The sequence below is a fragment of the Bifidobacterium imperatoris genome, assembly GCF_002860405.1.
Classification (GTDB): Bacteria; Actinomycetota; Actinomycetes; order Actinomycetales; family Bifidobacteriaceae; genus Bifidobacterium; species Bifidobacterium imperatoris.
The window spans coordinates 86,256-109,186 of the sequence record NZ_NMWV01000006.1; the positions used below are offsets into that span (position 1 = coordinate 86,256).

20 protein-coding genes and 1 pseudogene are annotated in these 22,931 nt (G+C 55.7%); 4 read left to right on the top strand and 17 right to left on the bottom strand.

The genetic code is table 11. The features are described from left to right. Positions 1-99: 99 nt before the first annotated feature. On the top strand, positions 100-699 hold the full coding sequence (locus Tam1G_RS03070) for a TetR/AcrR family transcriptional regulator (RefSeq protein ID WP_033890744.1): 600 nt from the start codon (positions 100-102) through the stop codon (positions 697-699). A 65-nt stretch (positions 700-764) separates the two neighbouring features. On the opposite strand, the gene Tam1G_RS03075 is transcribed toward Tam1G_RS03070, so the two are convergent. From Tam1G_RS03075 to dnaK, 14 genes are all read right to left on the bottom strand, one after another. Further along, positions 765-1,901 (bottom strand): diacylglycerol/lipid kinase family protein, encoded by a 1,137-nt coding sequence (locus Tam1G_RS03075; protein ID WP_033890745.1) that lies wholly within the window; start codon positions 1,899-1,901, stop codon positions 765-767. A 150-nt stretch (positions 1,902-2,051) separates the two neighbouring features. Further along, positions 2,052-2,408 (bottom strand): Rv3654c family TadE-like protein, encoded by a 357-nt coding sequence (locus Tam1G_RS03080; protein WP_051917363.1) that lies wholly within the window; start codon positions 2,406-2,408, stop codon positions 2,052-2,054. Positions 2,409-2,452: 44 nt separating this feature from the next. Then, positions 2,453-2,830, bottom strand: a complete 378-nt coding sequence (locus Tam1G_RS03085) for a TadE family protein (protein ID WP_051917370.1) — start codon at positions 2,828-2,830, stop codon at positions 2,453-2,455. A 5-nt stretch (positions 2,831-2,835) separates the two neighbouring features. Then, positions 2,836-3,147 carry a DUF4244 domain-containing protein gene (locus Tam1G_RS03090; RefSeq protein WP_337588784.1) on the bottom strand — a complete coding sequence of 104 codons (312 nt, stop codon included), beginning with the start codon at positions 3,145-3,147 and terminating at the stop codon, positions 2,836-2,838. Positions 3,148-3,394: 247 nt separating this feature from the next. Then, positions 3,395-3,895 (bottom strand): hypothetical protein, encoded by a 501-nt coding sequence (locus tag Tam1G_RS03095; protein WP_420308629.1) that lies wholly within the window; start codon positions 3,893-3,895, stop codon positions 3,395-3,397. Between the two features lie 149 nt (positions 3,896-4,044). After that, positions 4,045-4,713 carry a pilus assembly protein gene (locus tag Tam1G_RS03100; RefSeq protein ID WP_033890749.1) on the bottom strand — a complete coding sequence of 223 codons (669 nt, stop codon included), beginning with the start codon at positions 4,711-4,713 and terminating at the stop codon, positions 4,045-4,047. Continuing rightward, positions 4,680-5,807, bottom strand: coding sequence for a TadA family conjugal transfer-associated ATPase (locus Tam1G_RS03105; protein ID WP_081975056.1), 1,128 nt, complete (start codon positions 5,805-5,807; stop codon positions 4,680-4,682). The genes Tam1G_RS03100 and Tam1G_RS03105 overlap by 34 nt, the downstream gene beginning before the upstream one ends. Next, positions 5,800-6,537, bottom strand: coding sequence for a CpaE/TadZ family protein (locus Tam1G_RS03110; RefSeq protein WP_237746100.1), 738 nt, complete (start codon positions 6,535-6,537; stop codon positions 5,800-5,802). Before Tam1G_RS03110 ends, Tam1G_RS03105 begins: the two co-directional genes overlap by 8 nt. 514 nt (positions 6,538-7,051) lie before the next feature. Then, positions 7,052-7,813, bottom strand: a complete 762-nt coding sequence (locus Tam1G_RS03115) for a DedA family protein (RefSeq protein ID WP_033890750.1) — start codon at positions 7,811-7,813, stop codon at positions 7,052-7,054. A 277-nt stretch (positions 7,814-8,090) separates the two neighbouring features. Beyond that, positions 8,091-8,762, bottom strand: coding sequence for an HAD family hydrolase (locus tag Tam1G_RS03120; protein ID WP_033890751.1), 672 nt, complete (start codon positions 8,760-8,762; stop codon positions 8,091-8,093). A gap of 81 nt (positions 8,763-8,843) precedes the next feature. Beyond that, positions 8,844-9,428 carry a heat shock protein transcriptional repressor HspR gene (locus Tam1G_RS03125; protein ID WP_033890752.1) on the bottom strand — a complete coding sequence of 195 codons (585 nt, stop codon included), beginning with the start codon at positions 9,426-9,428 and terminating at the stop codon, positions 8,844-8,846. A gap of 166 nt (positions 9,429-9,594) precedes the next feature. Next, positions 9,595-10,620 carry a DnaJ C-terminal domain-containing protein gene (locus tag Tam1G_RS03130; protein ID WP_101625419.1) on the bottom strand — a complete coding sequence of 342 codons (1,026 nt, stop codon included), beginning with the start codon at positions 10,618-10,620 and terminating at the stop codon, positions 9,595-9,597. A 251-nt stretch (positions 10,621-10,871) separates the two neighbouring features. Next, the gene (gene grpE / locus Tam1G_RS03135; RefSeq protein WP_101625420.1) at positions 10,872-11,627 is read right to left on the bottom strand and encodes a nucleotide exchange factor GrpE; all 756 of its coding nucleotides are present in this window, start codon (positions 11,625-11,627) and stop codon (positions 10,872-10,874) included. Further along, positions 11,627-13,510: a molecular chaperone DnaK gene (gene dnaK / locus Tam1G_RS03140; RefSeq protein ID WP_101625421.1), complete on the bottom strand. Its 1,884-nt coding sequence runs from the start codon at positions 13,508-13,510 to the stop codon at positions 11,627-11,629. The genes grpE and dnaK overlap by 1 nt, the downstream gene beginning before the upstream one ends. A gap of 672 nt (positions 13,511-14,182) precedes the next feature. On the opposite strand from dnaK, the gene malQ reads away from it, so the two are divergent. The 3 genes from malQ (at position 14,183) to Tam1G_RS03155 (ending at position 19,518) form a co-directional block, all read left to right on the top strand. Next, a complete protein-coding gene (gene malQ / locus Tam1G_RS03145) occupies positions 14,183-16,411 on the top strand; it encodes a 4-alpha-glucanotransferase (RefSeq protein WP_101625422.1) in 2,229 nt (742 codons plus the stop codon). 87 nt (positions 16,412-16,498) lie between these two features. Further along, entirely contained in the window at positions 16,499-17,512 is a 1,014-nt protein-coding gene (locus Tam1G_RS03150; RefSeq protein ID WP_101625423.1) for a LacI family DNA-binding transcriptional regulator, read from the top strand. Between the two features lie 191 nt (positions 17,513-17,703). Next, entirely contained in the window at positions 17,704-19,518 is a 1,815-nt protein-coding gene (locus tag Tam1G_RS03155; RefSeq protein WP_101625424.1) for a glycoside hydrolase family 13 protein, read from the top strand. A 275-nt stretch (positions 19,519-19,793) separates the two neighbouring features. Here the strand turns inward: Tam1G_RS03155 and ilvC (Tam1G_RS03160) are convergent, their stop codons facing one another. The 3 genes and pseudogenes from ilvC (Tam1G_RS03160) to Tam1G_RS03170 form a co-directional block, all read right to left on the bottom strand. Further along, positions 19,794-20,846, bottom strand: a complete 1,053-nt coding sequence (gene ilvC / locus Tam1G_RS03160; RefSeq protein WP_101625425.1) for a ketol-acid reductoisomerase — start codon at positions 20,844-20,846, stop codon at positions 19,794-19,796. A gap of 416 nt (positions 20,847-21,262) precedes the next feature. Further along, positions 21,263-22,315 carry a ketol-acid reductoisomerase gene (gene ilvC, locus Tam1G_RS03165; protein ID WP_101625426.1) on the bottom strand — a complete coding sequence of 351 codons (1,053 nt, stop codon included), beginning with the start codon at positions 22,313-22,315 and terminating at the stop codon, positions 21,263-21,265. Positions 22,316-22,778: 463 nt separating this feature from the next. After that, positions 22,779-22,931, bottom strand: a pseudogene (locus Tam1G_RS03170) (MHS family MFS transporter); the annotation flags it as partial.

Consider the following 22,931-nt stretch of genomic DNA (forward strand, 5'->3'; position numbering starts at 1 on the left):
CTACCTTGCCCTCAATATTTGCGTGCGAACCGGCGAATAATCGTACACGCTTACAGGTATTAACATAGTGTCAATAACGGTTGTCATCAGGAGGTACTCATGGACGAGAACTTCGAGGAGCGACGCGCCAGCCGTGGTGATGTTCGACGCGAAGCTATTGTGCGAGCCGCTCGCAAAATCTGCTTGGAAAAGGGATTCTCCAAAATCACCGTTTCAGATATCGCCGGTGAAGTGGGCATGACTCGTTCGTTGTTCTACCACTATTTTCCTGATAAAGATGCCGTAGCTGATGCCGTGCTGGATGATGTGATTGATGAAATCCTTAACCGACTCGATCAGTGGAATCACGCTCGTGAAATCGGCAACGTAAACAAGGCCATGGATGACATGGTGCACTTGATACGTGCGCTTATCGCAGACGAGAGCCCATTCTCCAATCGCATGATACAAGATGGCAACGCTGAACTGTACATCAAATTCATCGACCGCGCTGCAGATCGCATCGCTGATTACATTGCTCAAACTACTGTGCGTGACTTTGAGCAAATGCATGGGTTGCCCATCAGCAATGTACACGAGACGTTCTTCACGCTGATTGTCGGACTGATTTCACTGGTCCGTTCGCACCCATCCATCAGTGATGAAACCATCAAGCAGGTTATGGCTCAGACATTGCACATTGAAGGCTATATAGCGTAGCCGCTGATTTATCCAGCACCATGCAATGACTGATACGACAACGCGGTGAAGCAGTCACCGACGAATCAGAGGAATACGCCTGTAACCGGATCACGACCATCTCGCGCAATGGCTTCAGCCACACGCTCTTTGGCATCAACTTCTTGTGCCGCCACGGCAGGTGGCACGAGAACACGCAATGCACGGTCTTCCGCCACTACTCGTACAGGCAGATGGCCAATGTACTCGCCATCTGCCATAAGAATAGGCGGTTCGTCGCCCTCTTCAGCACGCGTGATTTCGATTTCACGAATGCGTTTCCAACCGAAGACTTGGGATGCAAGTAGTCGGCCGTTGTATGCATTGGAAATCGCCACCGTGCACTCATGGAAATTCGGCACATGATCCATCCATACGAGGTCAAGCAATCCGTCCGAGAAGCATGAGTATGGCGAGACTTCAATACCGCCGCCAATATGTCGCGAATTCGCAACGGTCAGCAGCGGTGAGATGATATCCCGTTCATCCGTAGAACCATCAGCCAATGTGGCTTTGACGTGGTACCCGTATCGCTTCATCTGAGTGAGCTCCACCAACACTGCAGCAAAGTATCGCAGGCTGCCGTTCGGCAAGTGCGAATGATTCGCACGATCATTAATGCTGGCATCGATGCCACAAGACAGCATTCCGGCATAGTAGCGATCGATGGGGAAAGCTTGTGTCGCTGAAACGCCTTCTGACATTTCGTATTCGCTACCCGTGGAAGGATTCACTGCGTATCCGCCCTCGAGAGAGGTCACACGCCCCATATCTACGTCTATATGAGAGCCACGCACAATGGCTCCCACAATGCCTTCCACTGCAGTCTCGATACGGTTCACCGGCAATCTCAGCCCTCGCGCAAAATCATTGCCCGAACCTATTGCCACGATGCCCAACGGCTTACCGCTGCACCCCACGGCATTCGCACCGAGCGCAATCATGCCGTCGCCGCCGACTACAACCAAATAGTCGTATTCATGAGCGTGTTCACGTGCACGATTCAGCGAATCGTCGAAACTCTGGCCGGTAAGATCCACAACATCGAAATCATGGATTTGGCCTGCTTCATGGAGCAGGTCTAATACCTGTGCATCGATTTTGGCTCCTCGGCCTTTGTCTGAGGTGGGATTGCCTACCAATCCCACGGTGGTGCGACGTTCGCTGCGTTCACTTTCGGTCATGCCTTTCACCATAGCTAATGGAGGCGAGAGAGCGCCAGAGCAAAAATCGAAGTTTGCTATGCGCTCAGTCACACTCGATGGAATCGAGTCATACTAATGCGTCTGCTCATACGTGCCATGCGTCTGGATGGATGCCTAATGCTGCGATACTTACTCGCATGCTATAGGTCCGGCTCTCGCTTCCTGCGTGACTTTGGGTGCTAATGGCACTTGAGTTGTTACCGCGATAATCAGTCGAACATCGTCGTCTTGCATCTCGCATTCAATCATTGAGGCTCCGTTAGCAGAAGCTACATGTTCTGCGAGCGCGCACGGCTGGCTAGTATCTGCGTTCCACAATGCATAGGCTGCGTTAAACGCTGCTAAATCAGCGATGGAGCGCGCTTTGTGATGGCAGAGCATCACATTGCCGATACTGGCAATAAGCGCAAGCACCACTGCGGTTACCATAACGAGCGTGGCACCTGCCACAGTGCCCGATCCTTCTTCAAAACGCGCTCTCATCATTGGCTGTCTCCTTACTGGAGTCCGAATAGCAAACACGGCATCCGCTACTGCAGCATCGCAGTCGATTCCGCTTTAACCTGCACAGGCGTGAGATTCATGGGGCCAGGCAATACCGGACAAGTAACTTGCACGTGTATGGCTTGCTCCGATTGGCGTATAGCCACAGCACTGTTGGCTCCAACGATTTGCGCTACAGCGTGTTGGGCTGCCGTCTCGTCACCGGAAACCATCATTGTGCGAGCCGCTGCCGATGCTGCGGAATCGCAGTCCATCGTCACCATGACCACGCGCCCCAATGCCAGTATCAAGCCAGCAATGGCTATAACACTGGGCAGCACTACAGCGAACTCTGCTGTAGCCGATCCTTCTTCTGGTTGCGGAGGCAATCGCGCCCGCCAACATCGATAATGCGAGAACACCATGGCTATCACCCAACGTTCAACGCTTTTTTGATGATGTTGAGCAGCAGTGTTTTCACCGCATCAGATTTGAGGATTGTTACGAGAAGCGCAGCAAAGCCTGTGGCAGCCACAAGTACTACCGCATATTCAGCCGTAGCCGCACCTTCTTCAGGGTTTTCCATAAACGTACGCAACTGGGCGTCCATCAGGCATATACGTTGATGGATTCGAGAACGCATGCGGCATATGCCATCGCGCGCTCTCAGCACAGGATCCGGCCGATGCTCGGCAAGTATCAGTTCTGTCATACTGGTTCCTTTCAGCTTGTTGAACAGCAACTATGCAGTTCATAAGCGTTCGGTAATGGCGGTTGGAGATTGTGATATTGGTGGCCCTCACACCGGTTAAAGCACCGGCATGAGGTGCATTCCACTGTGAAGGATGTAGTGGCAGATTGCACGCTGAAACGGGGTATGTGGTTCTAGCTTGCCAAGTTATCCACACCCCGGCGTGTCATCCACAACAAATGTGGATACGTGCGCGAGCACGCTCAGAGCATTGCGGCAGAAACAGGTCAATCTCTTGCTACATCACAAAAGAAACAATTGAGGGAATGACACCGATTGCTATAAAAGCCGGCAAAAAACATAATCCTGTTGGCAGCAGTAGTTTCACAGAAAGTTTTGCCGCATTGCGTTCGATGACAGAACGTTCATCGCTATCCATTTGCTCCAGAGTGGCTTCGAGCCTCACACCAGGCGCATCGCCATGCATCCAGGATGGTTCCAATGCCAAACGAATCATCGTCAAATAACTGTCAACATTTTTGCTGTCAGTACGCGTATTAGCGTTAGCTCTTATCTGCTCATTCACGTGAAAATCATTCTCTGATTGTGCGGTATTACCGCGGTTACACTCCGCGATACGCCACGCATCAGCCCAGCGCACACCTTGCTGCAGTCTCAACCCAACCTGCTCCAATGCTGCGCCGATCTCGCCTCCGACTGCGTTACCAACAGCTTCGCACGCAGCAGGAATCGAAGACCCCTGAGCAACTGCCACGCGCAGCAACCGTAATATCAACATGGGTTGCAACGCATCATCTGGAATAGTCGGATAATCACTGTCACCGTTCATGGCATTACGCAATCGACCGATTGCCACCACAGGCTTGCAGTACAACCATGATGCCAACGCAGCGCATGCCGCAGCAATACCGATCCACATTGATTCCATCACGAATGCTTTCGTATTAACGCTTGGACCCACAGCAAACCCACCGCATAGCTGCATCCTCCTGAAATCAGGCACACTAATCCACGCGTAGATCCCAGCAAAACATTCAGCGGATGTGCTCCCATCAGTTCGCCAAGCGCCACGGTTGCTGCTGGCAATGCGCTCAGTAATCCGACCGTGGCCTTGGGCACTGCGAGCGCTTGCTCTTGCGCATGCTGGAGTAATCTCATCTGCCTATATGCCGCCAGCACCACTTCCAAGCATGGCGATGCCCGGCACCCCAACCGTTCGCTGACTTGCGCTGCTGCATGCACGCCTTGAGATACACGAACTGCCTGATGATAGGTTTCATCAGGCAAGCGAATCTTCTCAAACATGACCAGCAACCTGATGTGCGTTAATCTTGCGGTTGCAAAACGGCTCCCGTGCATATCTTCACATGCTTCGAGCAGCGTACCGCCGCTGTTCAGGCGTGCAATCATTGCAGTTAACGCCTGTGCAATGCCAATGCGCTGGGTTCTGCGACGTATCGGGGAAGTTGTCTGCAATACGTCATAGCGAGCGCCTTGGGCATGGCATTTCTTCCGCAGACGAACAGCACTGTTTGACTGCGGCCATATCAGTATGGCGACCATCACCATTGCGGCGCACAAGTAGTGCAATTCCATTCCCCTTGGTACAAGTCATTGTCAGTATCGTCCAGCCATATAACACCATTGGGCTTGCTCCAAGACATCAAGAATCGCAGCCATTCAGGCGAATACCACGGTTCGCCGGAACCAGACCATCGAGCCAACGGTAGACCTTCCAGAGTTCCGTCCATTCCATAGAGCAGCCCAATTTGTGCAATATGCCTGCGTCCATTCACTTGTTCCACATGCAATACCGCATCGAACGCATCTTGTGCCAACATGGTCATTGCCTGTGGAGTAACGTCCGCCAGCAAACCAAGAGACACCAGGCGCGATGGCACACGTGCCACGCTATCGGCATGTAGCGTGGTCATACCCCCGTGATGCCCCGAATTGAATGCTCGCAGTAGGTCTACGATTTCTTCTCCACGGCATTCACCAAGCACCACACGGTCAGGTCTCATACGAAGCGTTGCCTTAACAAGCTCCGTAAGACCCACGGCACCAGCACCTTCCACATTCGCTTCTCTAGCAGCTAGCGACACATAATTAGCGTGATTGCATGCGCCAAGCTCACGTACCTCTTCCACAGTCACAATGCGCTCATACTGATCGCATTCAGCAAGCAGCGCTTTAACCAGCGTGGTTTTACCGGATCCGGTGCCGCCTGTAACTAAAATCGTTGCTTTGCCGTGCACAAGTCCTTGTAGGAGAGGCAACCAACTCATAGGAAACATGGAGTTGCACGCTAGTTGCTGCAGCGTCACAGCCTCTATGCTGGGGAATCGTATAGAGATGGCTGCCCCTTGTGGCACTAGTGGCGCTATAACCGCATGAACGCGGACACCTTCCACACTGGAAGCGTCTGCAATCGGGCAGGCATCATCAAGTCTGCGCCCCAATTGCGCGCATAATTGCACCGCATATTCCCTCACCACTGCTGGAGACCGGAATGGTACATGCAAATGATGCTCCCGCATACCTTCTCCCCTATCAGCCCATACGAGCCCCTCACAAGTAACCGCCACATCGGTTACTTCCGGGTCGTCGGCTAGCTCAGAGAGCAGTCCGAAAGAGATCACTGGTGTTTTCGGGTGTTGCGCCTGCGTTGGCCGTGAAGCGTCAATCATTGTGACTGTCATTATCGTTCACCGCCTTACGTATCGACTGTTCCACTATGTCAGCAAGACGATTCACTGCTCTGCGATTGCATTTGGGTACGGCACGGATACCGAGTCCCTCCAGCACGTCTCCGCATAAATGTGCGCTCGGCTTTATTGGCCCCACAATTTCAGAGGTCAGGTATGTTTCCGCTTCCGCCATGCTCACTTCTCCACGTCCGCGTGGAGCCCCGCGAGGCGAGAACCCTATGATTTGGGGCGTCGGGCAATCCCATGTGGATAGTTTGGCTCGATGCGTTCTGGCACGAGCCAGCCCCATGACGGAAAGTTCAGCACCCATAAAATGCATGGCATGGTTCAAATCTGGGATGGTTTGCACTAATTCCCCTTGCCCCGCATCCACAATCACCACATCGTTGGCGGATGCGAGCGCACGAACTACAGCCTGTACTTCCCATTGATTCGGGCGGAGCCCAATCCACGGGTTGTATGGCAGCACACGCACGTTTTCCCAACAAATCAGCTCGCCGCCGAGCACCTCGCCTTCAACATTGCCAAGCGGTGCACAAATCTGATTGAAACGCAATCCTGGCTCTCGCTCCACTCCGAGCAATAAATCCAAACAGCCGGAAGCAAAATCAGCATCGATCAAAGCGCAACTGAGGTCTCGTTGAGCCAACGTCCAGGCCAGCATCGCAGCAGTGGTGCTGAGTCCCATGCCACTGTGACTGGATGTCATCGCCACAATATTGTGCAGTTTTACGTCCGTAGACGGAGTAACACCGGGCGAATCGTTGGAACGCTGGCGTCTGCATGAGCTCAGTGGTCGTGCCGGCCTGGATGCCGGAGAATAGTAATGCAATCGTGGTTCCGGACCGGGAACTGTTCTCACACTGCGTTCGGGCTTTGGATGCGGTTGACTGGGCGGTGCCGTAGGGAGCGGCACCGGCGATGGTGCCACCGTTGCAGAAAGGCTAAGCGGTCTTGTAATAGTGACCGGCTGAAGTGACGTAGTTGTGTTCATAGACCGATTGAATCGTAGTAACTGTCAGCCATGCAATCGAAACCGACCTATGTGGTTCTAGCTTGCCAAGTTATCCACACCCCGGCGTGTCATCCACAACAAATGTGGATAACAAAAAGGCAGCTAGCCTGTTTCACGAGAGGTTCCACGGAATGTTTCACACACCGTTTCACAGTCGCGAACAGGCTGGCTGCCTTACTAGTCAGAGTTGCTTACGAACCAACCAACATCACTTGTTGCCGAGGTTCTCAATACCGGATTCCAACGTATCCAGCTGAGAATCAGTCAACTTCACATGAGCGGGAGCTTCAGCATCACCCTCAGCAGCCGGCTTCTTCTTGCCGAACTTAGCCTTGAACAATCCCACAATGGTCGGAGCCAAGGAGACCAACAGGATGAGCACAATCACCAGCTCGAAGTGATCCTGCACAGCCGGAATGTTGCCGAAGAAGTAGCCCAGAAGCGTGAACAGCGTGGACCACGTCAAACCACCCAGCACAGAGAACGGAGTGAAACGGCTCCAACGCATGCCGGAAATACCTGAGATGAATGGCATGAACGTACGAATAAACGGGAAGAATCGACCCAAGAACACAGCCAGCGGGCCCCACTTCTCAATCATGCCTTCAGTCTTAGCGATACGCTCAGGAGTCATGGCCTTGACCTTGCCAGACTGGATGATTCGACGGCCAAAGAAATGACCAATGAAGTAGTTGCACTGATCGCCAATAATCGGTGCAGTCCACACTACCGGCAGCAGGTACAGCAACGGCAATGCGGCCTTACCCGTCGCCGCATCAGGAGCCGCAAACACACCGGCGGCAAACAGCAGCGAATCACCCGGCAGGAACGGGAAGAAGACCACGCCGGTTTCAATAAAGACAATCAGGAAGATAAAGCCCAAGGTCGGCGCCACACCCATGGCAATCCAACCAGCAATAGCCGCACGCGGATCTTTAAGCAGCTCGAGAATAAAATTAATAAAACCCATGCTATTCCTATGAAATTCGAGCGAAAGCAGTATTCGCATTCGTTCTGTAAGACGCTAACCGGACCGGGGCAACCGGCCAGACATTCGTCTTGAAACCGTCAACCACCTTACCAGTTGGTCATCTCAAAGATAACGTTCAGAAGCTAAGCAGACGCTAAGGTTTTGCAAAGATTCAACTACTGAGCTGGGAGCAATACGACCTTTGGCGCAACTGTTATGGGTATAAACCACTGCATCGAATGAATGTAATCATCCGATGCAGCAGAACACAGAACAGCTAGGCACCCAAACGCTGGCGCACAAAGGCATCCAGCGCGTGAGCATCAATGCCGTCATAGGAATCAATGGAAGCAAACTGGCCGAGACCCGAGTTATCCGTACGAATCCAGCCGGTCTGCGCAATCAACGTGGCACCAGAAGCCGCGCCAGCCTGAAGACCCACAGCCGAATCCTCCAGCACAACGCACTTAGCCATATCTTCCTTAGCGATGCCGAGCTTTGCGGCAGCGGCCAAATAAGGAGCAGGATTCGGCTTATGCTCATACGGATCATCGCCGCACACATAACCGGCAAACAGACCTTCCGACTGCGCCATGATATTGTCCGCCATACGGCGAGGAGACGTAGTAACCAGCATGGAAGGAATGCCAGCGTCCTTGAGCGAATGCAGCACTTCGCGCACGCCAGGAATCCACGGCAGCTGACGAACCTCCGCGTTGAACACGTAATCCTTAAGCTGCTTATCAATCTCCTCAACGCTGAGCTTGCAGCCGCGCTCAATCATGTTGCGCGCCACGTTCGGAACCGGCGTACCAGAGCACATCCAGCCCAGTTCCTCATTCCATTCGCCACCGTTAGCATGAGCAATCTCAATTTCACCATCATGCCAGAGCGGCTCCGAGTCAATAAGCGTGCCGTCTAAATCCCAAAACACAGCCTTGAGCAGCATGATTTCCTCCATTTACGGTTTGGCGTAGTCGGATGTGTATGTACAAACTATTGCACCAAGCCAGCACGACAGCAGTGCGCGTCACCAACCCCAGAGGACCATGGATTTGGAGTCGTCGGAAGAGCTAGTCCGAGAATCGCCAGTATCAGCACGATTGGCGAATGATGAGCGCCCCGGTAGTTCACGGGTCTCGCGGCGAATTGCATTACGCCACAGACGCGCGCGATTCGAGCGCTGCACCTCAACGATATTGCCATCACGACCAGCAGCGAACACGCTTTCCTCACCATTGGATTGCATGCGCTTGACTTCGCGGCGCAACTGCCGGTTCTCTTCTTCGAGTTCCAGAATGCGCGCGATGCCGGAAAGATTAATGCCTTCATCCTGACTCAACCGCTGAGCTCGAGCCAGACGAGCGATATCACGCAGGCAATAGCGGCGAGCGCCACCACCGGTACGTTGTGGACGAATCAGACCCAATCGATCATACTGACGGAGAGTCTGCGGATGAATATTGGCCAGCTCAGCAGCCTGGCCCACAGTGAAAATGGGCAGTTCGATGTCGAAGCCGACCTCATCAGCACCATCAAGGTCGGCGCGGCCCATCACCAAAGCAGTGGCGCACATGGCGTAAAGCTGCCGCATCTGATTGACTGTTCGCGCCATTGTGCACCTCCATATAGATCGTTATGTTTGATTCTCTTGAGCTGGCTCTCCCCTCAGTCGGCTTTGCCGACAGCTCCCCTCATAGAGGGGAGCCGGAGGAGGAAAAGTCACCGACCAGCAAGCCGAAACCAGCGAGTCAGCTTTGCTTCACAGCAAAAGCTGAGGATTATCGGGGCAGATAGTCGCCGGCTTTTTCATCAAATTCCTTGGCTGCGTGCTTCAGCATCAGTCCCGGCTTAGCCGGCACCATAATCTGCACGCGACCAATCAAATCACCCGGCTGATTGCCACGCTTCACACCCAGCCCAGCGAGCTTGATCTCAGCACCAGAACTCGAGCCAGCCGGCACCTTGAACGTCACCGGATTGCCATCGATGTCCTTGGCCTCAACCTTGCCGCCAGCAACAGCCTCGCCCACGGTAACAGGCAAATCCATCACAATGTCATGCCCGCGCATGGAGAAGGTATCGTCCGGCTTGACAGTAACGTGCAGGTACAAATCACCAGCGCGACCGCCGTTAATACCAGGCTTACCCTTGCCAGCCAGCTTAATCTTCTGGCCATCCTTAACGCCTGCCGGCACATGAGCCTTGAACTTCTTGCCGTCCACAGACAAGGAAACCGTAGCGCCCTTAACCGCCTGACGCAGCGTCAAAGCAATCTTGGAATTTCGGTCCTCACCATTTTCCGGACGCGGAGCCTCCTCATAGGAGTAGCCGCCAGCGTTACCATACGGTGACTGGCCATAGCCAGCGCCAGCACCCTGACCAGCAGCGCCACCGAACATGGAGAAGATATCGTTCAGATTCGGATTGCCGCCGCCCGAAGTGGAGAAGCGGATACGCGAACCATTGCCGCCCATACCCGAGCCAGCGCCGAACATGGAGCCAAAGATGTCGGAGAAACCGGAAGCATCGAAGCCGCCAGAACCGGAACCACCAGCGAAGCGAGCGCCTCCCATGCCGAACTGGCGAATCGCATCATACTTCTGGCGATCCTCCTTCTTGCTCAGCACGTCGTAAGCCTCGGAGATATCCTTGAACTTCTCTTCGGCTTCCTTGGTCTTGTTCACATCCGGGTGATACTTACGGGCAAGCTTGCGGTACGCCTTTTTGATGTCCTCGTCTGAGGCGTCCTTGGAGACACCAAGGACCTTGTAGAAATCCTTACTCAGCCATTCGTTTTCAGCCATTCATGTCTCCTTTCTTGAAAGTCTTTAATTATGAAATTAGTAAAAGAGTAAGTGTTAGGACGTGTGGGGCAGAGGGGAACATCGTCCGACACACTCAAGGCTGCCGAGCCGTCTAGTGGACAGTCCAGTGGACTGCCCACAGGCGAGGGGAGCAACTTGTTGCGACGATTGTGCGAAGCACAATGGGCCAAGCTTACGGTCTGACGATGTTCCCCTCTGCCCCACACTCCGTTGCATATATGCTTGCGAAATCAGTTGTGAGGGGAGGCTACTACTACTCGGGCGGCGCGGATGACGCGGTCGCCGATGCGGTAGCCGGCTTCGACCACGGTATCCACCGTTTCCTTCTCAGCATCAGCATCCGGCTTGTGCAGGATTGCCTCATGCTTGGTAGGGTCGAAGTCCTCGCCCTTTTCGCCGAACTTCTCAACGCCGAACTTCTCGAACGCCTTGTCGATCTTCGCAGCCACAGCCTTGAAGGAATCATCCATCTCACTGTGTTCGCGAATGCGATCGATATCGTCGAGCGCCGGCAGCAGCGCGGTCAGCACATCGATAATGCCGTGCTGACGGAAACGCTCCTGCTCCTTTTGCGCGCGATTACGGTAGTTGATGAACTCCGCACGTTCGCGCTGAAGGGCCTCGAGGTATTCAGCAGCTTCCTTCTTGGCCTTGCCAAGCGGGGTGAGGGTGTCTTCGGCATTGGCGTTGTCGGAGGCAGGCTGGCCTTCGCCAGACTGTTGGTCTCCGGCGTTCGCCGGGGTCTCTCCCTCAGTCGCGGACTTCGCCGCGCCAGCTCCCTCATCAGAGGGAGCCGAAGAGGTACCAGACGCGGCAGCGCCGTTAGCGGGAGCCGAGGAGGAATCGGCAGCGGCGGAACCAGCAGTAGCGTTGGAATCCGCCTCAGAAGAGGCCTGAGCGGCCTGGCCGTCAGCAGACGCGGCCGAAGCCAAATCGTCTGCGTCGGGCAGGTCGTTCAGGTAGTCGTCCTTATTGAACTCGGACATCACTTGTTGCCCTTATCGTCATCGTCATCCACAACTTCAGCCTCGACGGTGTCATCGTCGGAGGAAGAGGAAGCAGAACCAGCGGAAGCACCAGCAGCACCAGCGCCGGCAGCGGCACCTTCAGCACCCTGCTGGGCGTACAGCACCTGGCCGATCTTCTGAGCAGCGGTCATCAGCTCGGTCTGAGCAGTCTTGACCTTCTCAGTGTCGTCGCCCTTCAGGGATTCCTTCAGAGCGTTGACCTTCTCGGTGACTTCCTTGACGATGTCATCGGAGAGCTTGTCCTTGTTGTCGTTGACGAGCTTCTCAGTGCTGTAGGCGAAGGCCTCAGCCTGGTTGCGGGTCTCAGCGTCTTCCTTGCGCTTCTTATCCTCAGCCTCGTGAGCTTCAGCTTCCTTGACCATACGATCGATCTCGTCCTTCGGCAGGCCGGAACCACCGGTGATGGTCATGGACTGCTCCTTGCCGGTGCCCTTGTCCTTAGCGGAAACGTGCACGATGCCGTTGGCGTCGATGTCGAAGGTGACCTCAATCTGCGGGACGCCACGCGGAGCCGGAGCGATGCCGGTCAGCTCGAAGGTACCCAGCGGCTTGTTGTCGCGAGCGAACTCACGCTCACCCTGGTAGACCTGAATCAGCACGGACGGCTGGTTGTCTTCAGCGGTGGAGAAGACCTCGGAACGCTTGGTAGGAATAGCAGTGTTGCGGTCGATGAGCTTGGTCATGATGCCACCCTTGGTTTCGATACCGAGGGAAAGCGGGGTCACATCGATGAGCAGCACGTCCTTACGGTCGCCCTTGATGACGCCGGACTGCACAGCAGCGCCGACAGCCACAACCTCATCCGGGTTCACGGACTGGTTGGCTTCCTTACCGCCGGTGAGCTCCTTGACGAGCTCCTTGACAGCAGGCATACGAGTGGAGCCACCGACCAGCACCACGTGGTCAATGTCGGACACGGAGATGCCAGCGTCGTGCAGCACGTTGTTGAACGGGGTGCGGCAGCGACCGAGCAGGTCGGAGGTCATTTCCTCGAAGTGAGCACGGGTCAGGGTCTCATCCAGGTGGACCGGGGTGCCGTCAGGGGTCATGGCCAGGTACTGCATGGAGATGCTGGTGGAGGTGGAGGAGGAGAGCTCCTTCTTCGCCTGCTCAGCAGCTTCCTTCAGGCGCTGCAGGGCAATCTTGTCCTTGCTCAGATCAACGCCGTACTTGTTCTTGACTTCAGAAACCAGCCAATCGATGATCTTCTGATCCCAATCGTCGCCGCCCAGGTGGTTATCACCGTTGGTGGCCTGAACCTGAATGGTGGAGAAGCCATCGTCGTCCTTGCCGATCTCCAGCAGGGAGACATCGAAAGTGCCGCCGCCGAGGTCGAAGACCAGGATGCGCTCGTCTTCCTTGCCCTTCTCAAGGCCGTAAGCCAGTGCGGCTGCGGTCGGCTCGTTGATGATACGCAGGACGTTCAGACCTGCGATCTTGCCAGCGTCCTTGGTTGCCTGACGCTGAGCATCGTTGAAGTATGCCGGGCAGGTGATGACGGCGTCGGTAACGGGCTCGCCGAGGTAAGCCTCAGCGTCCCTCTTCAGCTTCATCAGAATCTGTGCGGAAATCTCCTGAGGGGTCCACTTCTTGCCGTCGATTTCAACGGTCCAATCGGTGCCCATGTGACGCTTCACAGAAGAAATAGTGCGGTCAACGTTGGTGACAGCCTGACGCTTGGCCACTTCGCCGACGAGGATTTCGCCGGACTTGGAGAATGCCACCACGGACGGCGTGGTGCGAGCGCCCTCAGCGTTCACGATAACGGTGGGCTCGCCACCTTCCAGCGTTGCGATGCAGGAATTCGTAGTACCCAAATCGATACCAACTGCACGTGCCATAATGTGTGCTCCTTTTGTCTTGTTTATTCGTTCTTACGTTTCTCGCCCAAGTTCCTTGAGGAATCCTTCTGAAACCCTTCCGAGTTTCTTCCGAACTTCTTGGAGGCTCTCGGACCTTCCAAACTTGAGCCTACATCACTCAACTTCCAATTAGCAAGTTCTATTCCCAAATTCATCACAAAAAGTTGAGCGTGCTTCGCTCAAGTTTTTACGCGCCCAGCTGGGGCACCCGCCCCTTCGCGCGCCGCATTCCCGGAAATGCGGCGCAAACAGGCTCGCGCAGCACTACATTCCCGGAAATGCGTCACAAAACCCGTTTAAAACACTTCCTCGGCGACGCAATACCCGGAATGCGTCACATTTGCGGGCTTCACGCGCCACGTTCCCCGAAATGCGACGCAAAAGGGACGTTTCACAATGCGTTTCACGACGCATTTTCCGGAATACGGCGTGGATACAGGCCCCGTGCGCCGCATTCCCGGAAATGCGGCGCACGGAGGGGCGCACTTTATCAAAACTCCGCATTATTGCAATCGTTGTCAATTTGAGCTACTTTGATATCAGCACGTTTGATCATTAGCCTGCCCTTTTTACTGGTACCTCAACGCGGAGAGGCTATAGAGCAGTAATGCAAACGAAGAGCAAAGATGCAAGAGAAGCAAGGAGTTTCCTATGACTGGTACATGCAGCAATGAAGCGGCATCCCATAACACTCCGCAACCGCAGGAGGCACACGCGCAAGCGCAGCCACAACCTCAAACGGAAAGCCCAGCACGACTGGCCCGCCCGCTTATCAAACTTGCCAAGGCCGCAGGCGTAGCCACTTCATTCATCGACCAGCTGGGCACATATACGGAAATCAGCGACGCAGCATTAGTCGCAGTACTCAAGGCCCTCGATATTGACGCCTCCACCGATGAGGCTATCGAACAGTCCATCGCCAATATCGAAGCCGAAAACAGCAAACGTTTGCTAAACCCAACTATCGTCACCAACTACGGCAAACCAGCCACCATCACCCTGAACTGTTCTGCAGATACCGATGTCACTGCATCAGTCACCCTTGAAGACGGCGGCACCTACGAATCCATCGCTCTGATTCCTGATTTGAATTCCGGCCAGATGGATCTGACCTTAGATACCGACTTACCGATGGGCTACCATACGCTGACAGTCACTGCAGACGATCGCCACGGCACTGCCACCATCATCAATGCACCAGCGCGCATTGCCGTACCTCACGCAGTAGCCGAACACCAGCGCTGGGGCTGGATGGTCCAGATGTATTCCGTGCGCTCCCCTGAGTCATGGGGAATCGGCGATTACGGCGACCTCAAGCGCCTCGCGCAAGATGCTGCGGAAAAGTCCGGCGCCGACTTCATGCTGATCAACCCGATTCACGCCGGCGCACCAATTCCTCCGCTGGAGCCTTCGCCGTATTTGCCGGAATCTCGCCGATTCTTGAATGTGACCTACATTCGTCCGCAGGATATTCCGGAATACGCTACTCTGCCCGCCGAGATCCGCGCACAGGTCGATGCGCTGCACGAGTCCGTGGCATTCCGCAACGACGAGGTCACGCCAATGGACATCAACACGGCATGGGAAGCCAAGCGCCCGGCATTGCGATTGATTTTCGACGCCGGCCGCAGCGCCGAACGAGAGCAGCAGTTCGCACATTTCAAGGCGGAAGCAGGCCCTGACCTCGATTCCTTTGCCACGTGGTGCCTGTGCTTTGAAATCTGGGGTGCGCCTTGGGGTGAGAATCGTTGGTTCTTTGAGAAGAACATTGACGATTCAGCCGTGCAAACACTCGTGGCCGAGCATCAAGATCTGTTTGAATTCAATCGTTGGCTGCAATGGATCGCCTCCGAACAGGTGAATGAGGCACAGCACTCCGCGCTTAATCATGGCATGGCATTGGGTTTGATGCAGGACATGGCGGTTGGCGTGCATGGCCTTGGCGCAGACGCGTGGGCCAATCCTGAGCGTTTTGCCACCGGCTCGGTTACGGTCGGCTGCCCGCCAGACTTCTACAACCAGCAAGGTCAGGATTGGGGCCAGCCTCCGTTCAATCCGCGGCATCTTGAAGCCACCGGATATAAGGTGTACCGCGAAATGGTGCATTCCATGTACGAGCATGCCGGTGCCGTGCGCATCGATCATGTACTCGGACTGTTCCGCCTGTGGTGGATTCCGCAGGGTCTCGGAGCCAAGAACGGCGCATACGTGATGTACAACCATGAGGCAATGCTGGGCGTGCTGGCCATTGAAGCCACACGCGTAGGCGGCATGGTTATCGGCGAAGACCTCGGCACTGTACCGGCATATGTGCGGCAGGTCCTGGCCGACCATGGCGTACTCGGCACGGATGTGGAATGGTTCGCCCGCGTGGACGATTCGCCGAATGCTGGCGATCCTTATAAGGAACCGAGCGAATACCGCAAGCAGGCGTTGGCCTCCGTGACCACTCACGATTTGCCGCCGACCGCTGGCTACCTGAACTTTGAGCATGTGCATCTGCGCGAGAAGCTGCATCTGCTGAGCGAACCGGTGGAATCGTTTGCGGCATCGGCATTGGCCGAGCGCACTGCGATGATGAATCGACTTGTGGCCAGCGGTTATATTCCGCAATCTGTGGCAGACGATGTGCCGAATCACATTCAGGAAATCGTCGAGGCCATGCACGCGATGCTTACCGATACGCCATCGCTGCTGCTGCAGGCGGCATTGGTGGACGGCGTAGGCGAACATCGCACACAAAATCAGCCGGGCACCTCCAGCGAATATTCGAACTGGCGAGTGCCGTTGGCTGACGAGCATGAGCATGTGGTGCATACCGGCGAGGTCTTCGATTTGCCTCGCGTACAGTCACTCTCCGCGGTAATGCGCGGAAGATAACGCATTCAACCGCCCCTATCGCTATGATATCGTTGTCATAATAATGATTCCGAAGCAATCGGCAATCGATACAACGATAGGGGCGGCATGACCAAGGCAAGCATTCAGGCAGTGGCTCAGGAAGCGGGAGTCTCTGTATCCACAGTGTCCCGCACATTCGCCAAGCCCGACCTCGTGCTTCCCGAAACCCGCGACAAGGTCATGGCCGCAGCCGAAAAGCTGGACTATTCGATTTCCCGATCGGCTGCCGCGCTGAAGTCCGGCCAGTCCTTCCGCATTGCGTTACTTGCCAGCGAAACCATTACTACATGGTTTAATTCCAATATTTTTGCCGGACTTGATTCCGTACTCCGCCCTGCAGGGTATGACACAGTCCCCTACCCGATGCGCAATGCCGGCGAACGCCAGGCCTTCTTCGCCGACCTGCCTGTGCGCCGCAATGCCGATGCCGTGGTAGTCAGCTCGTTCAATATTGAGCCCAGCGAAGTGGAGCGCCTCAAGCATATGCATGTGCCGATTATCGGCATTAACATCCCTTCCAACGAGGGATTCGACGCGGGCGTTAGTATCGATGACCGTTCCGCCACTCGTTCCGCCATTGAGCATCTGATTGCACTTGGCCACCGCCATATCGCTTTCGTGGGCGGTGAGACCATTGTGACCAGCATGAAATACAGTGCTGAAGCCCGTTTACAGGGATTGCTGGATGCCGCCGCAGCGCATCCAGATGTCGAAGTAACGCATCTTCAGGTGCCGCGCAACGAAAATGAAGCCAGTGCTGTGCTCAATGCCGTGCTCACTGCGCCAGCCAATATCACTGCATTCTGCTTTGAGGATGATCAGATGGCATTGCCTGCCCTGTTCCGCCTGCGCCAGTATGGTCGGCAGGTTCCGCAGGATGTATCTATTGTTGGCTTTGATGATTTGGATTTGGCTCAAGCAGTGGGCCTGACCACGCTGCATCAGGATCCTTTTGCGATGGGCGCAGCGGCAGGCCAGATGGCACTGGATGCCATCGCCGGTAAGCCGATTGAGCCAGCGTTCCAGCGGCCTGATGCACTGCTGATGCTGCGTGAAACCACTGCACCGCCTCGCGCATAATCATTGAATTAATTCATAATCAATCATTGCTCTGATTACTGACCATTGATTTGACTACGTTGCCATACAACGCACTTAAATCATTGATTTCTCTTTTGCATATATTCATGATATCGTTGTCATGACATTGCAATGAAGCGCAGTAGCACTTACATCAAAACCCAATAACAAACCCGTAAAAGGAGCCTTCAATGACCGCCAACAATCTCAATGACGACTGGTGGAAGCAGGCAGTCGTCTACCAGATTTATCCGCGCAGCTTCAAGGACGTCAACGGCGACGGCCTCGGCGACATTGCCGGCGTCACCGAAAAGATGGATTATCTCCAGCATCTCGGCGTGGATGCTATTTGGCTATCCCCGTTCTATCCGTCTGACCTTGCCGATGGCGGCTACGATGTCATCGACTACCGTAATGTCGACCCGCGCCTCGGCACTATGGATGATTTCGACGCCATGGTTAAAGCCGCCCATTCAGCCGGCATCAAGGTCATTGTCGACATTGTGCCCAACCATACTGCCGATAAGCACGTCTTCTTCCAAGAGGCACTTGCCAGCGAGCCCGGCTCCCGCGCACGCGATCGCTATATTTTCCGCGAAGGTCGCGGCGAGCATGGTGAATTGCCGCCGAACGATTGGCAGTCCTTCTTTGGCGGCCCGGCCTGGGCGCGTGTAGCTGATGGCCAGTGGTATCTGCATTTGTTCGATAAGGCTCAGCCGGATGTGAACTGGAAGAATCCGGACATCCATGAAGAGTTCAAGAAGACGCTGCGATTCTGGTCCGACCACGGTACCGACGGCTTCCGCATCGATGTGGCGCACGGCCTGGCCAAGGACTTGGAATCCAAGCCGCTTGAGGAGCTTGGCCGCGAGTACAGCTCCACCGGCGCGCTGTGCCATGATTTCTCCCATCCGCTGTTCGATCGCCGCGAAGTGCATGATATTTACCGCGAGTGGCGCGAAGTGTTCAACGAATACAATCCGCCGCGCTTCGCCGTTGCCGAGGCTTGGGTGGTGCCTGAGCATCAGCATCTGTACGCTTCGATGGACGAGCTTGGTCAGTCCTTCAATTTTGATTTCGCCGAGGCCAACTGGTTCGCCGACGAATTCCGTTCGGCAATCGCCTCCGGCCTCAAGGCCGCCGCTGAAACGAACGGCTCCACCACCACGTGGGTGATGAACAATCACGATGTGCCGCGCAGCCCCTCCCGCTATGGCCTTCCGCAGGTCAAGGGCGCACCGTACCACCAGCTGCCGCACGATTGGCTGCTGCGCAATGGAACCACGTACCCAGAGAATCGCGAGCTGGGCACCCGCCGCGCCCGCGCCGCCGCGCTTATGGAACTCGGTCTGCCGGGTGCTGCTTACATTTATCAGGGCGAGGAACTGGGTCTGTTCGAAGTGGCCGATATTCCGTGGGATCATCTTGAAGATCCGACTGCTTTCCACACGAATCAGGCCACGATGGATAAAGGTCGCGATGGCTGCCGTGTGCCTCTGCCATGGACTGCTGCCGACGAGCCAAAGCTTGCTGATTTCAGCTTGCCCGAGCCTGCTGATGATGGCAGTGGCGAGAATCATGTGCCGCTGTGCGCAGCCGGCCAGTTCGGCACGGGCGCATCGTTCGGCTTCTCCCCTGCTATGCAGGCCGATGGCATCGCTCCGGCCGCCGACCCGCATCTGCCGCAGCCGCTCTGGTTTAAGGATTACTGCGCTGATGTGGAGCAGGCCGATCCGGATTCGATGTACACGCTGTACCGCACGGCTTTGGCGATTCGCCAGGAAACGTTGACCGCCACGCGTGACACGTCCGCAACTCAGGTGGATATGGGTAATGATGTCGTGGCATACACTCGCCTAGCAACCGAGGGCCGAGCGTTCACTTCGGTGACGAACTTCGGCAGCACTCCGCTTGCTCTGCCCGAAGGTGATGTGGTGCTCACGTCCGGCCCGCTGACTGCCGACGGTAAGCTCCCCGCCGATACTAGCGTTTGGCTGCTTCGATAGGCGTCTTTCTGTGCCACGCTAGTGCAAATCAGCGCAATATGCGTTGGCGTGGCACAACCTTTGCGTTAAATCAGCCCCAAAGTGGCCAAAACTTTGCCACACGGACGCAAATCATTCGATTATGCGCTGGCGTGGCACGGTGTCATGCCACGCCAGTGCAAATAAGCACGAAATGCATTAGCGTGGCACAACAAATGAGGCCGCCGCTCTGAAATTAATCAGGGCGGCGGCCTTTTGCTATGCGTTAGTCAGCGGCTCGGCTAGGAACCGTGAAATCACTGAACCTGGGCGCGAGCGATCTTGCCGGTGAAGGAGTTGGCCTCGTCGGCATCCTTCACGCCATCCTTGTTCCAGGAGAACATGGCGCGCAGCTTCGGGCCAACGGTCTCGATGCGCTCGTTGGAGTACTTCTCCTGCAGCTCCTTGAAGTGCGGGGCGCCGGCATCCTGATCGTCGATGAACTCCTTGGCGAAGGAGCCATCCTGGATGCGCTGCAGGTGGTATTCCATGCGCTTGCGGCAGTCCTCGTTGATAACGGTGTTGGTGTAATCACCGTACTGAGCGGTGTCAGAGCAGGACCAACGAGCCTTGTTCAGACCACCCTCGTTCATCAGGTCGACGAGCATCTTCAGCTCGTGGCAGACCTCGAAGTAGGCGATTTCCGGCTGGTAGCCAGCGTCGGTGAGGACCTCGAAGCCCATCTCGACGAGCTTGTTCACGCCACCCATGAGCACGTTCTGCTCACCGAAGAGATCGGTTTCGGTCTCTTCCTTGAAGGTGGTCTTGATGGCGCCGGCGCGCAGAGCGCCCAGAGCCTTGGCGTAGGCCAGGGTCAGAGCCCAGCCGTCGCCGCGAGGATCCTGCTCGACGGCCACCACAACCGGGACGCCACGGCCAGCAGCGTACTCACGACGCACAATGTGGCCCGGGCCCTTCGGAGCGACCATGAACACCGGGTGATCCTCGGTGGGCTTGATGTAACCGTAGTGAATGTTGAAGCCGTGAGCGAAAGCGACAGCAGCACCCGGCTTGATGTTGGGCTCAATGTCGTTGGCCCAAATCGTGCGCTGGTACTGATCGGGAGCCAGGATCATGATGATGTCGGCCTCAGCAGCGGCTTCCGGCACGGACTTGACCTCGAGGCCCTGCTCCTTGGCGAACTCAACGGACTTGGAAGTCGGGCGCAGGCCGACGACCACGTCAACGCCGGAGTCACGCAGGTTCAGTGCGTGAGCGTGGCCTTGAGAGCCGTAACCAATAATGGCAACCTTCTTGCCTTCGAGCACGGAGAGGTCACCGTCGTTTTCATACCAGATTTGTGCAGCCATTAAGCACTCCTTGTAAAGCTGCGTGCCGTCATTCTTGCCGGCACACGGTGTTGTTTGGTTGCGCATGATGCAAATTGCTCGCAATGCGCGTTTGGGCATCCAGCAAAAGCCGGACTATCTCAAGCGTGGCGGGTGTCGCCTTGTGGGCGCGACCCGGAAACTGAGGTCTATCCTATCGAGAACAGCGCTTCGGCCTGCGTGCGTCCCACAACGTGAGCTGCCTTTCGCGCATTTTTGGACATTTGCTCATTATGCAATATCGCCGTGCGATATCGCAGCGCACATCTCTGTGCCATATCTCATCAAATAGAAAAAGGCTGCTGCCGCACATCATGTGCAGCCAGCAGCCTTATTGCAAACCCTGGTAAGTAAGGTCAGTGATTTCGCTGTATTAGCAGGCGAGTGTCACTGAGCAATCACTGAACCTGGGTACGAGCGATCTTGCCGTTGAAGGACTCAGCCTCATCCTGATCCTTGGCCGGGCCGTTGTTCCAGGAGAACATAGCGCGCAGCTTCGGGCCAACGGTCTCGAGGTGCGGGTGAGAGTACTCTTCCTGCAGCTTCTTGAACTTCGGAGCGCCAGCAGCCTGGTCATCCATGAACTCCTTGGCGAAGGAGCCATCCTGAATGCGCTTGAGCTGGTACTGCATGCGCTTCTTGGTTTCCTCGGTGATGACCGTGGAGGTGTAGTCGCCGTACTGAGCAGTGTCAGAGCAGGACCAACGAGCCTTGTTCAGACCACCCTCGTTAGCGAGGTCAACGAGCATCTTCAGCTCGTGGAACACCTCGAAGTAAGCGATCTCCGGCTGGTAGCCAGCCTCGGTCAGCACGTCGAAGCCCATGTCGCACAGGTGGTTGATGCCGCCCATGAGGACGTCCTGCTCGCCGAACAGATCGGTCTCGGTCTCCTCGGTGAAGGTGGTCTTGATGGCGCCTGCACGCAGAGCGCCCAGAGCCTTGGCGTAAGCCAGGCACAGCGGCCAGGTCTTGCCGTCCGGATCCTGCTCAACAGCGACGACGACCGGGACGCCACGGCCAGCAGCGTACTCACGACGAACGATGTGGCCCGGGCCCTTCGGGGCAACCATGAACACCGGGTGATCCTCAGACGGCTTGATGTAGCCGTAGTGGATGTTGAAGCCGTGAGCGAAGGCCAGAGCAGCGCCCGGCTTCAGGTTCGGCTCAACATCTTCCTTGTAGACCTTGGCCTGGTACTGGTCAGGCAGAAGGATCATCACAACGTCAGCCTCAGCGACTGCCTCAGGCACGGACTTGACTTCCAGGCCCTGCTCCTTGGCGAACTCAACGGACTTGGAGGTAGGACGCAGGCCGACGACCACGTCGACACCGGAGTCACGCAGGTTCAGTGCGTGAGCGTGGCCCTGAGAGCCGTAGCCCAGGATGGCGACCTTCTTGCCATCGAACACGGACAGATCGGCGTCCTTCTCGTACCAGATAGTTGCTGCCATTTTGGCGCTCCTTTATATTTATTTGTTTATTTATGGGGTGAGTATTACTTACTTACGTTCTGCTTGATGTAGTGCAGAAATCTGCTGTGGTTTTCCTTGTGGGCTTTTCCGATATGCAGGTTTAGTCCTGTTCATTTGGAAAAGTCCTCAGGGGGTTCACGTTGTGGAATCAAAGATTTTCACAACGTGACACGTTGTTTTTCGGAACTTGGGCTCCCCTTGTCAGGGGAGCTGTCACGGAGTGACTGAGGGGTAGTTTCATTCAGAAACTGCATGGTGTATGACTACCCCTCAGACTCGCTTCGCGAGCCAGCTCCCCTGACAAGGGGAGCCAAGGAAGCGGCTACTTCGTGAAATCAACGTCCGTGCTGAGCCGTTAAGCGAAAGCCCAGTGGGCTTTCGTAGGCGAAGTGAGCGATTGCAACTTATAGGCAATCGCGAAGCCGGAAACCAGCCGTGGACTTTACTTGGTAAAGTCCACGTCCTTTGTCTCACGGCAGGTCATCACGGCGACCAGGCAGCACACGGCCATCACGCCGAGGTAGAGGCCTACGGAGTGGACGCCCCAGTTGTGGGACAGCCATGTGGCGATGGTCGGCACGAAGGCAGCACCAAC